General features: G+C 71.9%; 11 protein-coding genes. 7 read left to right on the top strand and 4 right to left on the bottom strand.

The genetic code is table 11. The features are described from left to right. Positions 1-51: 51 nt before the first annotated feature. Positions 52-813, bottom strand: a complete 762-nt coding sequence (locus DEI94_RS03565; protein WP_111010021.1) for an SDR family NAD(P)-dependent oxidoreductase — start codon at positions 811-813, stop codon at positions 52-54. Between the two features lie 336 nt (positions 814-1,149). Here DEI94_RS03565 and bla point away from each other — a divergent pair, with 336 nt between their 5' ends. The 3 genes from bla (at position 1,150) to DEI94_RS03550 (ending at position 4,276) form a co-directional block, all read left to right on the top strand. Continuing rightward, entirely contained in the window at positions 1,150-2,085 is a 936-nt protein-coding gene (gene bla / locus DEI94_RS03560; protein WP_111010023.1) for a class A beta-lactamase, read from the top strand. Between the two features lie 287 nt (positions 2,086-2,372). Then, the gene (locus DEI94_RS03555; RefSeq protein WP_111010025.1) at positions 2,373-3,374 is read left to right on the top strand and encodes a threonine aldolase family protein; all 1,002 of its coding nucleotides are present in this window, start codon (positions 2,373-2,375) and stop codon (positions 3,372-3,374) included. Positions 3,375-3,523: 149 nt separating this feature from the next. Next, positions 3,524-4,276 (top strand): SDR family NAD(P)-dependent oxidoreductase, encoded by a 753-nt coding sequence (locus DEI94_RS03550; protein WP_111026464.1) that lies wholly within the window; start codon positions 3,524-3,526, stop codon positions 4,274-4,276. Positions 4,277-4,388: 112 nt separating this feature from the next. Here DEI94_RS03550 and DEI94_RS03545 read toward each other — a convergent pair whose 3' ends face one another. Together DEI94_RS03545 and DEI94_RS03540 are read right to left on the bottom strand one after the other, a co-directional pair. Next, positions 4,389-6,044 (bottom strand): catalase, encoded by a 1,656-nt coding sequence (locus DEI94_RS03545; RefSeq protein ID WP_111026465.1) that lies wholly within the window; start codon positions 6,042-6,044, stop codon positions 4,389-4,391. A 173-nt stretch (positions 6,045-6,217) separates the two neighbouring features. Then, entirely contained in the window at positions 6,218-6,751 is a 534-nt protein-coding gene (locus tag DEI94_RS03540) for a hypothetical protein (protein WP_111026466.1), read from the bottom strand. 116 nt (positions 6,752-6,867) lie between these two features. On the opposite strand from DEI94_RS03540, the gene pnuC reads away from it, so the two are divergent. Both pnuC and DEI94_RS03530 read left to right on the top strand, forming a co-directional pair. Next, entirely contained in the window at positions 6,868-7,533 is a 666-nt protein-coding gene (pnuC, locus tag DEI94_RS03535) for a nicotinamide riboside transporter PnuC (RefSeq protein ID WP_111010218.1), read from the top strand. Positions 7,534-7,643: 110 nt separating this feature from the next. Then, positions 7,644-8,951: a GNAT family N-acetyltransferase gene (locus tag DEI94_RS03530; RefSeq protein ID WP_111026467.1), complete on the top strand. Its 1,308-nt coding sequence runs from the start codon at positions 7,644-7,646 to the stop codon at positions 8,949-8,951. 328 nt (positions 8,952-9,279) lie between these two features. On the opposite strand, the gene DEI94_RS03525 is transcribed toward DEI94_RS03530, so the two are convergent. Beyond that, a complete protein-coding gene (locus DEI94_RS03525) occupies positions 9,280-10,665 on the bottom strand; it encodes a sugar porter family MFS transporter (RefSeq protein WP_220035646.1) in 1,386 nt (461 codons plus the stop codon). A 501-nt stretch (positions 10,666-11,166) separates the two neighbouring features. Between DEI94_RS03525 and DEI94_RS03520 the strand changes: the two genes are divergently transcribed. Further along, the gene (locus DEI94_RS03520; RefSeq protein WP_284183730.1) at positions 11,167-12,663 is read left to right on the top strand and encodes a glycoside hydrolase family 6 protein; all 1,497 of its coding nucleotides are present in this window, start codon (positions 11,167-11,169) and stop codon (positions 12,661-12,663) included. Positions 12,664-12,734: 71 nt separating this feature from the next. Next, complete coding sequence (locus DEI94_RS03515) at positions 12,735-13,406, top strand: DUF4232 domain-containing protein (RefSeq protein WP_258377990.1); 672 nt, start codon at positions 12,735-12,737, stop codon at positions 13,404-13,406. Positions 13,407-13,457: the final 51 nt, after the last annotated feature.

The raw sequence follows: 13,457 nt of genomic DNA, 5'->3' as shown, positions 1-13,457 counted from the left end.
CGACGCCGCACCAGTGGATCGAGCCGCGTCGGCGACGCGCCTCCGTTCGGGTCAGCGGGCCGTCCAGCCCCCGTCGATCGGCAGCGCGGTTCCGGTGATGAGCGAGGCCCCCTCGCCTGCGAGGAAGGTGACGGCGGCGGCGACCTCGTGCGGCTGTCCGATGCGGTGCAGTGCGGCGATGCGGTCCACCGTGTCGTCCCGGAACGCGTCGTCGGACAGGGCTGGAGCGGTGCCGTCCGTCTCGATGAAGGTCGGCGCAACGGCGTTCACACGGATCCCGTACTGGCCCCACTCGACTGCCAGGCACTTGGTGAGGTGGATCACGGCGGCTTTGCTGGTGCAGTAGGAGGACTCGCCAGGCAGCGCGACGAGGCCGGCTTGCGAAGCGATGTTCACGATCGAGCCTCGGCCCACAGTCCGCATGTGGCGAGCGACGTACTGCGAGATGAAGAACGTCGACTTCGTGGTGAGCGACCAGACGGCATCGAAGTGTTCCTCGGTGACGTCGAACGCATCCTCGACGATGCTCCCGCCGGCGTTGTTCACCAGGATGTCGATGGTCCCGAATTCCGCAGCGACGCGATCGACCGCCTCCCGGCATGCAGCGAGGTCGGTCACGTCCATCGCGACGACGGCCACGCTCCTGCCCAGCGCGCGGATCTCGTCCGCGAGCGCCGCGGCACCTTCCGGGTCGCGCACCCCGAGGGCGACGTCGGCACCGTGTTGCGCGAGGTCGAGCGCGATCGATCGCCCGATCCCGCGAGCGGCTGCGGTCACGAGCGCGACGGATCCGCTCAGGGGTTCGGCTTTCATGGACTGTCCTCCGCATCGGTGAACGGTGTCGGCGACCGGAGCCGGACGTGAGCCGCCTGCTGACCACCGTTGGGCCTCCAGTCTGCCGGTCGCACGCGGAGCGGTCGTCGATGCTCAGGGGTCTGCGATCCTCGGCGATCGCAGGGCGTTCACCAGCTGAAGAAGCGGACCACCGCGCGGAGCGTCTTCGCGGCCGTCGACGACGCAGCGCGCGCTGACGCGGTCCGCGGTCCGCGGTCCGCGGTCCGCGGTCCACGGTCGGAGCATGCCGGTCATGCATGGCGTTCGAGCCAGCCGTCTTTGACTGCACGGGCGGGCAGTCGCAAGGGTTGCGTCATGCAGACATCTCGAGTGCGCGCGCTCGCACGTTCCGTCGTCGCAGCGATCGCCGTCCTGGCCATGGCCGGATGCTCCGGCGTGGACGACGCACACCGGGCGGTGGGACCGACGTCATCGGTCACGTCCGAGCCAGACGAGGCACGAAGCGCGGCGGCGACGACAGCACCGGCGTTCGACCGTCTGCAGCAGACGTACGGCGCGACGCTGGGCGTCTTCGCGCTGGACACCGGAACCCGGCAGACCGTGGCCCACAACGCCAACCGGCGGTTCGCCTACGCGTCCACCTACAAATCGCTCGCCGCCGGCGTCCTGCTGGCCGACCCGTCGACCGATCTGGACGCGCACGTCGACCTCGCGCAGGACGAGATCCTGGCCGGTTCGCCGGTCGCCTCGCAGCACGTCGAGTCGGGGATGCGCCTCGGCGACGTCGTCGCGGCGGCCTTGGAGCAGAGCGACAACACGGCCGGCAACATCGTGTTGCAGCGAGTCGGGGGCCCCGCGGGGTTCGAGACCGCGTTGCGGAGAATCGGGGACACCACCACGCGGTCGGATCGGACGGAGCCCGACCTGAACGCGGCGGTGCCCGGCGACGACCGCGACACCTCGACACCTCGAGCGCTGGCGCTGGATCTCGATCGGCTGGTGCTCGGCAGCGTGCTGCACGCATCGGAGCGCGCCCGACTGATCGGGTGGATGCGCGCGAACACCACGGGGGACGACCTCGTCCGCGCCGCCGTTCCGGCGGGATGGACGGTCGCCGACAAGACCGGCACCGGGTACTACGGCGTCCGCAACGACATCGCCGTGGTGTGGCCGCCCTCGGGTGCGCCGATCGTCCTCGCGATCCAGACCACCAAGAGCACCCAGGCAGCCGAACCCAGTGACGCGCTCGTCGCTGCCGCGGCGAAGGAAGCGATCGGGGCCCTGCGATGACCCGCCGACACGCCGCAGCGGCCGGGGCGTCACCCCGTCTGGACGAACCTGCCGTGCCGTTCGGTGTCCGTTCTCGGGTCGTGCGAGCCACGGCCGCTCGTGGAACGACCGCACGGACGCTGCCACCATGACCAGCTCAGACGCCCGGTCGGGAAGCGGTTCCGATGAGGGTGCCCTGCCCCATCCGGGGCTCGCGACCGAGGAGGCCCAGGCGCTGTCACCACGCGGCCCGGCCGCACCCCGGGTCGGATGCGGAGCGCCACGACCAGTCGGAGTACCGTCATCGGGTGCCCATCGACCTGCGCTCCGACACCGTCACCCGCCCGACCGCCGCGATGCGCGCCGCGATGCTCGACGCCGAGGTCGGCGACGACGTGTACGGCGAGGACCCGGAGGTGAACGCGCTCGAGGCCGAGGTCGCCGATCTCCTCGGGTTCGAAGCGGGCCTCTACGCGCCGTCGGGCTCGATGGCGAACCAGTTGGGACTGCGGATGCTCGTCGCGCCCGGTCAGGAGCTCGTCTGCGACGTCCAGGCCCACGTGGCCCGAGCCGAACTCGGCGCCGCCGCGGTGTTCTCGGGGATCACGACCCGGACGTGGGCGACGCCGTACGGCCGCCTCGACCACCGGGCGGTCGAGCAGATCGCGGAGCCGGACGCCGGGTCGTACATGGTGTCCACCGCTGCGATCGCGATCGAGAACACCCACAACTTCGGCGGTGGCACCGTGCAGCCCCAGAGCGAGGTCCGCGCCGTGCAGGAGTACGCGCGGACGAACGGGCTCGCGGTGCACCTCGACGGCGCTCGGCTGTGGAACGCGCACGTCGCTTCGGGCACGCCGTTGCGCGAGCTGGCCGCCGGGTTCGACACGGTCTCGGTCTGCCTGTCGAAGGGCCTCGGCGCCCCGGTCGGGTCGGTGCTCGTCGCCTCACAGGAGCGCATCGACGCCGCCCGCATCTGGCGCAAGCGTTACGGCGGCGGCATGCGGCAGGTCGGGATGCTCGCCGCGGCCGGCCGGTACGCCATCCGGAACCACGTCGACCGCCTCGCCGAGGACCACGTGAACGCCCGACTCCTCGCCGCGGCCGCCGGGGTCGACCCCGCGACGGTCGAGTCGAACATCGTGTTCGCGGACGTGTCCGACGCGGCGCGGTTCGCGCACGAGGCCGAGGCCCAGGGCGTGCGCGTGATGCAGTCCGGCCGGACGCGCATCCGCATGGTGACGCACCTCGACGCCACGGGCGACGACATCACCCGCGCGGTCGACGTCCTCCGCGGCATCCAGCGGTAGGGACACCGAGCGGTAGGGACACCGAGCGGTAGGGACACCGAGCGGTAGGGACACCGAGCGGTAGGGGCACCGAGCGGTAGGGGTCCGCACCGGCCACGCAGGCCGGCGCCGCCGGGCGCCGGGAACCCGCCGGCGAGTAGGCAGGTGGCATGGCAGATGACGAACGGCCCACGTCGGAACCGAGCCGGGAGGGACGGGTCGCGCTCGTCACGGGCGTCACCGGTGGCATCGGGCGGGCGGTGACCCGGGGCCTCCTCGACGCGGGGTACGCGGTGGTGGGCACGGTACGCGACCGCAGCCGCGCTTCCACGGCCGAACTCGACCCGGGGCGCACGGGCCGACTCGTGCTCGTCGAGGCGGACATGACGGACACCGAGCGGCTGCACGCGGTGGCGGAGGCCGCCGCGGACCCGTTCGGACCGGTCGACGTCCTGCTGCCGATCGCCGGCGTCGGCGACGTCCGCGCGCTCGACGAGATCAGCCCGGAGGACTGGGAGCGCACCCTCCGCGTCAACCTGACGGCGCCGTTCGTCCTCGCGCAGGCACTCCTGCCCGGCATGGTCGAGCGCGGCTGGGGACGGATCGTCTTCACCTCGAGCGTCGCCGCGTTCACGGGCGGGTTCGTCGGCCCGCACTACGCCGCGTCGAAGGCCGGGCTGCACGGGCTCGTGCACGCGCTGTCCGCGAGGGCCGCCGCGCACGGGGTCACGGTGAACGCGATCGCCCCGGCACTCATCGCGGACACGGCGATGATCGACGGCATGCCCTCGTCGGTCCCGACGCCGCCGGTGGGACGGCTCGGGCGTCCGGACGAGGTCGCCCAGCTCACGCTCGCCGCGCTCGGGAACGCCTACCTCACGGGGCAGGTGCTCCTGCTCGAGGGCGGCTCGCGTCCGTCCTGACGTGCGCGGTCTTGCTGTCCGCGTCCAGCGCGACGGCACACGACGCCGAACGCACGGGAGGCGCGGTGCGGGACGGACCAGCACCGCGCCTCCCGGACGGCGGACGACCTGATCAGACCATGACGGCGCGCTCGTCCGGCACGCAGTGCGTCATGAGCAACCCCTCGACGTCGCGCGGGCCGTTGTGCCCGAGGTTCGCCAGGCGGGCGAGCTCGTCGTCGGACAGGGTCTGGGACTGCAGCGGCGGCAGGTCGGCGACCTCCTCGAGGGTGATGCCGAGGCCCTCGCCCACGCGCTGCCCGAGCTCGTCCTCGACCATGTAGAAGTGCCAGAGCATGCGCTCCTGCACCGGGCGGGCCGCCTGCGAGATGAGCGTGACGAAGTTCTGGACGAGGTCGTCGCGCTCCCAGTCCTCCATGAGCCGGAAGCGCTGCCCGGCCTGCGTGTAGTCGTTCGTGCGTGGGATCCGCTTGCGCGTCAGCCGCCCGACGATCTCCGGCCCCTGCTCGTCGTGCGTCGGGTACTCGGCCTCGCGGAGGCTGCCGTCCGTGATCGAGGGCTCGTAGTTGACGTGCGGGTTGGGTCCGCCGCCCTGGTGGTAGGCCATCTGCCCGTCGCGCTGGTTCGTGTGCACGCGCGCGTTCTTCGGCTGGTTGACCGGGAGCTGCAGGTAGTTCGGCCCGACGCGGTAGCGCTGCGTGTCCGAGTACGAGAACGTGCGGCCGACGAGCATCTTGTCGTCCGAGAAGTCGAGGCCGTCGACGAGCACACCGGTGCCGAACGAGATCTGCTCGTTCTCGGCGAAGAAGTCCGACACGTTCCGGTTGAGCACCATCGTGCCGACCTTCCTCGGCGGGAACTCGTTCTCGGGCCAGAGCTTCGTGTCGTCGAGCGGGTCGAAGTCGAGCTCGGGGTGGTCGTGGTCGTCCATCATCTGGACGCGGAGTTCCCACTCCGGGTACTCGCCGCGCTCGATCGCCTCGTGGAGGTCCTTCGACGCGTGGCCGAGGTCGCCCGCCTGGACCGCGGCGGCGTCGGCCTCGGTCATGCTGCTGACGCCGACCGACGGGATCCAGTGGTACTTGACGAGCTTCGTCTCGCCCTCGGCGTTGACCCACTTGTAGGCGTTCACGCCGAAGCCCTGCTGCGTCCGGTAGTTCGCCGGGATGCCGCGCGGGCTGAACAGGTTGACGAGCATGTGCATCGACTCGGGTGTCTGCGACATGAAGTCGAAGATGCGGGCCGGCTCCTGGCGGAACGTCTGGGGGTCCGGCTTGAGGGAGTGGATCACGTCCGGGAACTTGATGGCGTCGCGGATGAAGAAGACGCCGAGGTTGTTGCCGACGAGGTCCCAGTTGCCGTCCTCGGTGTAGAACTTGACGGCGAAGCCGCGCGGGTCGCGGGCGGCCTCGGAGGAGTCCCGGCCACCGATGACGGTCGAGAAGCGGATGGCGACGTCGGTGCGCTTGCCGGCCTCCTGGAACAGCTTGGCGCGCGTGTACTGCGCGATCGGCTCGTCGCCCCACTGCCCGGTCGCCTCGAAGTACCCGAAGGCGACGAAGCCGCGGGCGTGGACGACACGCTCCGGGATGCGCTCGCGGTCGAAGTGGCTGATCTTCTCGAGGAACTGGTAGTTCTCGAGCGTCGCGGGCCCCCGGGCGCCGACGGTGCGCTGGTTCTGGTTGTCGTAGACCGGGTGGCCCTGACGGTTGGTGAGGACCTCGCGGTCGTCACCCTCGGCGGGAGGCTGGGAGGAGACGTCGGTCACGGGTTGTTCCTTTCCTGGACGGCTGCCTTCCCAGTGTCCTCCATCGGCCCCGGGGCGCCTGCACGGCCGGCACCCGGGCGTGCCGCAGCCGGCCGCCCGTCGCCCTGTCCGCGAGATCGCAGTCCCTGCCGCTCTGGCTCCGGTGAGAACGGCAACGACCGCGATCTCGCGCTTCAGGCGCCCTCGGGCGGATGGACGAGCAGGTCGACGCGGTCGGCGAGGTACTGCGCGAGCGGCAGGGCATCGCCGTCCGCGACGGTGGGGCTCCAGCGGACGACGACCTCGCCGTCGCGCACGGACAGGGGACCTGCGGCGCCGCGCAGGTGTTCGTCGAGCGGGATCGGCACGGTGCCGTGGTTGACGGTGTCGCCCGCGCGGAACCCGCCCTTGACCGCCGCCGCACGGTACGCCCGACGGATCTCCGCCGACGTCGACTGGTACTGCGGTCGGCCCGGCTCCGTCACGCGGGTGATCAGGCCCGTCGCGCGGACGGTGCCGACCCGGTCGACGAGCAGCACCCCGAGCCGCCACGCCCGCCCGAGATCCCGCATGGTCGGCTCCCGCCGGATGCCGAGCACGCGGCGCGGTTCGACGTACTCCCCGACGGCCTCGTCACGCGCACCGGCGGCCTCGAGCCGCTGCACGGCCTCGGCGATCGCGGTGCGGGCGCGGGCAATCGCGTCCGCGTCGTCCGTCGTCGCATCCACGCCGACGAGCGTAGGCCGGGTGGCGGGAGCGGGACGCGCCTCCCGGAATGCGACCACGCTGGATGCGGTTGCATGGACCGGTGCGGTCCCGACCCGTGGACCCGGAGTGGAGCAACATGGCGTTCCTGCGGTGGCTGTTCGACGCGCAGCTCGTCATCGGCGACCAGACCGTGCTGTGGCGCGAGATCGTCGGCAACGTGTTCGGCCTGCTCAGCGCGCTCGGCGGCATGCGCCGTCGGGTGTGGGCCTGGCCCGTCGGCATCGTCGGCAACGCGCTGCTGTTCACGGTGTTCATGGGCGCGGTGTTCGACACCCCGAACCCCGTCAACCTGCTCGGTCAGGCCGGGCGACAGATCATGTTCATCGTGGTGTCCGTGTACGGGTGGTGGCGGTGGACGCGGCGACCCGAGCCCGGCGACGCCGTCGTCGAGCCGCGGTGGGCCTCGTGGCGGACGCGCGCCCTGCTCGCTGTCGGCATGGTCGGCGGGACGCTCGTGCTCACCCCGATCTTCCGGGCGCTCGGGTCGTACGAGCCCGTCTGGAGCGACGCGTGGATCTTCGTCGGGTCGCTCCTGGCCACCTACGGCATGGCGAAGGGCTGGGTCGAGTTCTGGCTGATCTGGGTGGCGGTCGACGTCGTCGGGGTGCCGCTGCTGTTCTCGGCCGGCTACTACGCCTCAGGTCTCATGTACGTGTTCTACGGGGTGTTCACGCTCACCGGGTTCTTCGTGTGGCGGCGCACCCGGACGAAGCCGCCGGCAGCGCCGGTGACGGTCGGCTGACCGCGCCGCCCCTCGGCGAGATCGCAGTCGTCGCCGCTCTGACGGATCCCAGAACGGCAACGACTGCGATCCCGCGGAAGGGGGCAGAGGCCGGTCGGTAGCGTGGGCACGTGGACCAGAGCAGCTTCGACGACCGTTACACCATCCGCCGGTTCTCGCCCGGCCTGAACCCGGAGGGCACGGCCGACGGGCAGACCACCGCGTTCTTCGCGAGCGTCGACGCGGGGTTCCACCAGCCCGAGGTGGCACCCGACCGCCTCGGGCGGATGGTCCGGCACGTGATCGACGACCGCACCGAGCTGCTCGGCGTGCACCGGCGCGACCCCATGCCCGACTCGCTCGAGGTCGACGCTCCCGTCGGCACGTTCGGCAGTCTCCCGAAGCGCCTGAGCTGGGGCGACGGCACCGAGATCGACACCTTCGCGATCGCGTCGGTGACGGTCCGACCGACCGAACGCCGACGCGGCATCCTCCGGCGCATGATGACCGACTCCCTGCACCGTGCCGCGGACGAGGGGTACCCGCTCGCGAGCCTGACGGCGAGCGAAGGCACGATCTACCGCCGGTTCGGCTTCGGCGCCGCGATCCGCGAGCGCACGATCGACGTCGACCGATCCGCGGCGCTCCCGCTGCTCGTGCCGGCCAGGGGCGAGATCGCCCCGGTCGACACCGCCGTCCTGGCCCAGGGGCTCGCCCGACAGGTGTACGAGCGGTTCCACGCGCGGACGCCGGGCTCGATGCCCCGGAACGAGGGCACCTGGAACGCCCTCCTCGGTCGCCAGGGCGACGGTGAGCCGAACCGGGCGGTGCGCGCGGTCGTGCACCGGCCCTCCCGGTCGGAGCCCGTCGACGGCTACGTGACGTACAAGGCGGAGCAGACGGAGCGGCACGCGGTGCGGCTCGAGATCGTCGACCTCGTCGCCGCGACGGACGAGGCGTACATCGCACTCTGGCACCACCTGCTCGCCGTCGACCTCGTGCGCGTGGTCCGGTACGGGACGGCCCGCGTCGACGACCCGGTCCTCCACGTGCTCGCCGACGACCGTGCGCTGTCCACCGTGTTCGAGGAGGACCACGTCTGGTTCCGCGTGCTCGACCCGGTGGCGACGTTCGCGTCCCGCCCGTTCGCGGTGGACGGCACGGTGACGATCGGCGTCCACGACGCACTCGGGTTCGCGGACGGGACGCTGCGGTTGTCGGTGGTCCAGGGCCGTGCGACGGTCGAGCGGACCGCGGGCGGACAGGACGAGGCCGACGTCGAACTCGACGTCGCGGAACTCGGCGCACTCGTGCTCGGCGCGGTGGACGTCGGCACGCTCGTCGCCGCCGGCCTCGTCCGTGCGGAAGCCGGGTCGGCCGCGCGGCTCCGCGCCATGCTCGTCCCCATCCGGACCCCCCACCAGATCGCCTACTTCTGACCCCGGCGACGGACGGGAACGCTCCGCGCAACCCCTTGTCTCCCAACCTGGACACACGTACAGTGCGCTGTTGGGACGGTGAATGCGGAACTCGAACAGTTCCGGGTCGGCGTCTCACCGACAACCACAGACGTTCCTCGCGGCCGATCGGGCCGCGAAGGCCGACCATCCCCGTTCCGGTCGGCGCCTCCCGTGTCCCTGGACCACCAGCAGGACACGGCGGCGAACGGCGGGTGTCCTCCCGTGACCCGAAGCGGGAGGACACCCGATCCTCGTCGTCGGACGGGAGGAGCGGTGCGGGTCCGCACCGCTCCTCCCGTCGCCGGTCCTACGCCTCCTCGAGCTGGCGCTCGATGTCCTCGAGGCTCCGACCCTTGGTCTCCGGAAGGATCTTCCACATCGTGATCGTGCCCGCGATCGCGAAGACCGCGAACGCCCAGAACAGGGTCGTGGCGCTGAGGCCCGAGATCACGCTGAGGACCACGAGCGAGATGATCAGGTCGAGGCCCCAGTGGGTGACCGTGCCGAAGGACTGCGCCTTGCCACGGACCCGGTTGGGCAGGACCTCGCTGTTGACGAGCCAGATCGCGATGCCGAGGCTCGCGGCGAACACGCCCTCGTAGATCATGAGGCCGATGACGAGGAGCACGCCGACCGTCGACGACTGCGGGAACAGGTAGAGCGCACCGATCGCGGCGAGCGCGATGGCGACGATCAGGGTCCCGCCGATGAGGAGCCAGCGGCGGCCGAGGAAGTCGACGAGCAGCAGTCCGATCAGGGTGAACAGCAGGAATGCCCCGCCGATGCCGACCGAGCTGAGGATCGCGGACGAGTCCCCGAACCCGGCGGACTTCAGCATGGTGGGCGCGTAGTAGAGGATCGCGTTGACGCCGGACAGCTGGTTCGTGGCCGCGACGACGACGCCGATCACGATGCCGCGACGGACACCGCGGGTCCGGAACAGCGACCGGTAGCTGACCGCGTGCTCGGACTTGATCGCGCCGGTGATGTCACCGAGCTCCGCCGCGGCCTCGGCCACGGTGGACCGGATGCGCTCGAGGACGGCGCGGGCGTCGTCGACCCGGCCCTTCGCGGCGAGCCAGCGCGGGCTCTCGGGCAGCGGCAGGAGGCCGACCAGCATGACGACGGCCGGCACGGCGGCGAGGCCGATCATCCAACGCCAGCCCTCGATCGGGGCGAACGCGTAGCCGACCAGGTAGGACACGAAGATGCCGAGCGCCACGAACAGCTGGTTGAACGACACGAGGCGGCCACGGATGCGGGCCGGGGCGATCTCGGCGATGTACATCGGCACGACGAGCGAGGACGACCCGACGCTCAGGCCGAGCAGGAACCGCGACACGTAGATGAGCGGGAGCCAGCCGATGAGCGAGCTGCCGAGCGCGCCGACGATGTAGATCGCGGCGAGCAGGATCAGGGTGCGGCGTCGACCGAGGCGGTCGACCACCGGACCACCGCCCATGACGCCGATCACGGCGCCGGCGAGCAGGATCGCCACGAAGAACTGTTGTCCGAACTCACCGAGGTGGTACTCGGGCGCCACGTACAGCAGCGCGGCCGACACGATGCCCGTGTCGTAGCCGAACAGGAACCCTCCGAGCCCTGCGATCACCGAGGCCCACACCACGATCCCCCTGCGGTGGTGCCCGGTCGTCCTGCGGGCGTCCCGCGCGGTCATCTCCGTGGATGTCATCACAACTCCGTCGTCATCCCATCCGCCGAGTCCGGTTGGCTCGGCGGCCCGGTCGAGTGTACGTCGAGGTGAGCGCTCACAGTGAGCGCTCACTCCTCGTTTCGAACGCTGACGGCGAACGTGACCGGCGATGGGCCGTTCGACGCAGCGTTCTGTCCAGAGCACGCCGGGACGGCTGCGTGGTCGTTCAGCCGGGCCGCCACAACCGTCCGTCATGGGGCGGCGCGCCGGGTCAGGACGTGCGCGGCCACCGGGACATGACGGCATCGATCCCCGCCGCTCGCGCCGGGGGCGGCGGTCGACCCCCGTTCTGGGGCAGAACCACCCCCCGAACGGAGGCTCCCCCGACACCGGGCGCAGGAGCGATCCTCGATGTCGGCCAGGGGTCGGACCGCTGATCAGGAGCGGCCCGGCCACCACTCCGGCCGACTCCCCACGCCCTCCCCCCACCACGGAGCACCAGTGTCGAACCCCTGTGCGCCGCGTCTCCGGCGCGCCCTCGTGTCCAACGTCCGCACGGTCGTCGCCCTCCTCGCGGTCGTCGTGGCCGTCCTCGCGGCGGCACTCGCCCGCCCGGGCGCCGCGTCGGCGGCGACCACCTACACGGGCTACGTCCGCTACGCCTCGGCGCCCGCCGAGGTGATCGGCAAGACCGCCGCGGGCTACCGCCTGCTCACGCCGGCCGAGGCCGCCGCCGTGCCGCCGGACGCCGTCACGTACCTGGCGAACACACAGTTCCTCCGGGTCGGGACCACCGGCCCGATCTACAAGGTGTCGAGCGACGTCGTCAGCACCGTCACCACGGCGCAGTGGACGGCCCAGGGCACGCCGACGCCACGCATCGTCGACCGGGTCCCGGCGATGGAGTACTCGAGCTACGCGTCGAACCCCTCCGAGATCATCGTGCGCACCCCGGTCGGGGTCTGGCGGCACGCCACGGCCGCCGAGACCGCGAGCATCCCGGCATCGTCCGTGACGTACCGGGCCGACACGTACTACCTGAGCAGCGTCGGGTCATCGCAGGTGGTCAAGCGGGTCGCCGGGGTGAGCACACCGATCACGACCGGACAGTGGCGAGCCGAGGGCTCCCCCACGCCGATGGTGCCCCCGGTGCCGAGCGTCGGCACGGACCCCTTCACCACCGCCGCGCCCTACGTCGATCCCGGCTACCCCTCCGTCGCCGCCGCTGCGGCGCTCCGGGCCAGCGGCGACACCACCGACGCCGCGGTGCTCGACCGGATCAGCGCGCACGGCGGCACGCGGTGGCTCGGGAGCGGCAACACGATCGCGACCGTCGCCGCCACCACGTCCGCGTACGTCGGAGCCGCCGTCGCCGCGGGCCGCACCGGGACGCTCGTGGTCTACGGGATCCCCGGCCGCGACTGCGGGAGCTACTCGGCCGGGGGCTTCTCGGCGACGGACTACCCGAGGTGGATCGCCCAGATCGCCGCGGGCATCGCGCACCGACGGGTCGCCGTCGTGCTCGAACCCGATGCGCTGCTGCAACTCGGCCGATGCCCCGACGTGCAAGGTGACCGCACGGGCCTCCTGCGCGCTGCGGCGACCACCCTGACCGCCGCGGGCGCCACCGTCTACCTCGACGCCGGGACGAGCAACTCCGGCGTCGACACCGCGACGATGGTGTCCCGCCTCCTCGCCGCCGGCGTGCAGGGCGTGCGCGGGTTCGCCGTGAACGTGTCGAACTACAAGTCGACGAGCGACGTCCAGGCCTACGCCGACGAGGTCTCCCGACTGCTCGGCGGCGCGCACTACGTCATCGACACGTCGCGCAACGGCAACGGCTCCGACGGCGAGTGGTGCAACGCCCGGGGACGCGCGATCGGCCAGGCACCAGCGGCGAGCAGCCACGGCAACGAGGACGCCGCGTTGTGGATCAAGACCGTCGGGGCCTCCGACGGCACGTGCAACGGTGGACCGGCCGCGGGGACCTGGTGGAACACCATCGCGCTCGAGCTCGCGCGGAACGCCGGGTACTGACGTATCGATTCCGCATCGGAGCCTCCGAGTCGCATCGTGGTGCGTTCCAGGCCGGCGCTAGGGTCGGCCTGGTGAAGACGACGACGATGGTGCTCACGTCCGCGACCGCCCTGGCCGCGGTGATCGCCCTGACCGGCTGCGCCGGCTCGGACAGCGGCTCCGACCGACCGACGGTCACGGCCACGCGGACCGCCACGGCGACCACGACCACGACCGCGACCGCCAGCCCGTCGGTCACCGCCGGCGGGAGCGGCACCGGTGGGAGCGGCACCGGAGACTCGGACGGCTCGACCTCGGCCGCCGGCGGCCGCTGCACCACGGATCAGCTCAGCGGAGGTACCGCGGAAGGCACCGGCGGTGCAGCCGGCAGCGTCGGCATCGTCCTGACGCTGACGAACACCGGCACCACGCCGTGCACCCTGCAAGGCTGGCCTGGCGTGTCCTTCGTCGGCGGCGGGGACGGCGAGCAGATCGGCGCGCCGGCCGAGCTCGACCGGACCTCCGAGCACGACACCGTCACCCTCGGGCCGGGAGCGCAGGGACAGGTCGCGCTCAAGATCACCCAGGCCGCCGCATACGACGCCGCCGAGTGCTCGCCGCAGCCGGCCGACGGGTTCCGGGTCTACCCGCCCGGGTCGAAGACGTCGCTGTTCATCAAGGACACGGCGTACACGGCCTGCGCATCGGGCACCGTGCACCTGCTGACGACGGGCGCGGTCGTGGTCGGGCCCGCCCACCCCTGACACCGGCGGACGGGAGGCCCGGCCTCCCGTCCGCCGTCCTGCTCGCGGGAC

This window comes from Curtobacterium sp. MCBD17_040 (assembly GCF_003234805.2).
In the GTDB taxonomy this organism is placed as follows: domain Bacteria; phylum Actinomycetota; class Actinomycetes; order Actinomycetales; family Microbacteriaceae; genus Curtobacterium.
Note: the sequence above shows the minus strand (reverse complement) of the source record. Positions and strands in the feature narration are given on the sequence as shown.

Coding starts and splice junctions, on each gene's coding strand:
- DEI94_RS03565 (WP_111010021.1), bottom strand. CDS start 813: ATGAAAGCCGAACCCCTGAGCGGATCCGTCGCGCTCGTGACCGCAGCC.
- bla (WP_111010023.1), top strand. CDS start 1,150: ATGCAGACATCTCGAGTGCGCGCGCTCGCACGTTCCGTCGTCGCAGCG.
- DEI94_RS03550 (WP_111026464.1), top strand. CDS start 3,524: ATGGCAGATGACGAACGGCCCACGTCGGAACCGAGCCGGGAGGGACGG.
- pnuC (WP_111010218.1), top strand. CDS start 6,868: ATGGCGTTCCTGCGGTGGCTGTTCGACGCGCAGCTCGTCATCGGCGAC.
- DEI94_RS03525 (WP_220035646.1), bottom strand. CDS start 10,665: ATGACATCCACGGAGATGACCGCGCGGGACGCCCGCAGGACGACCGGG.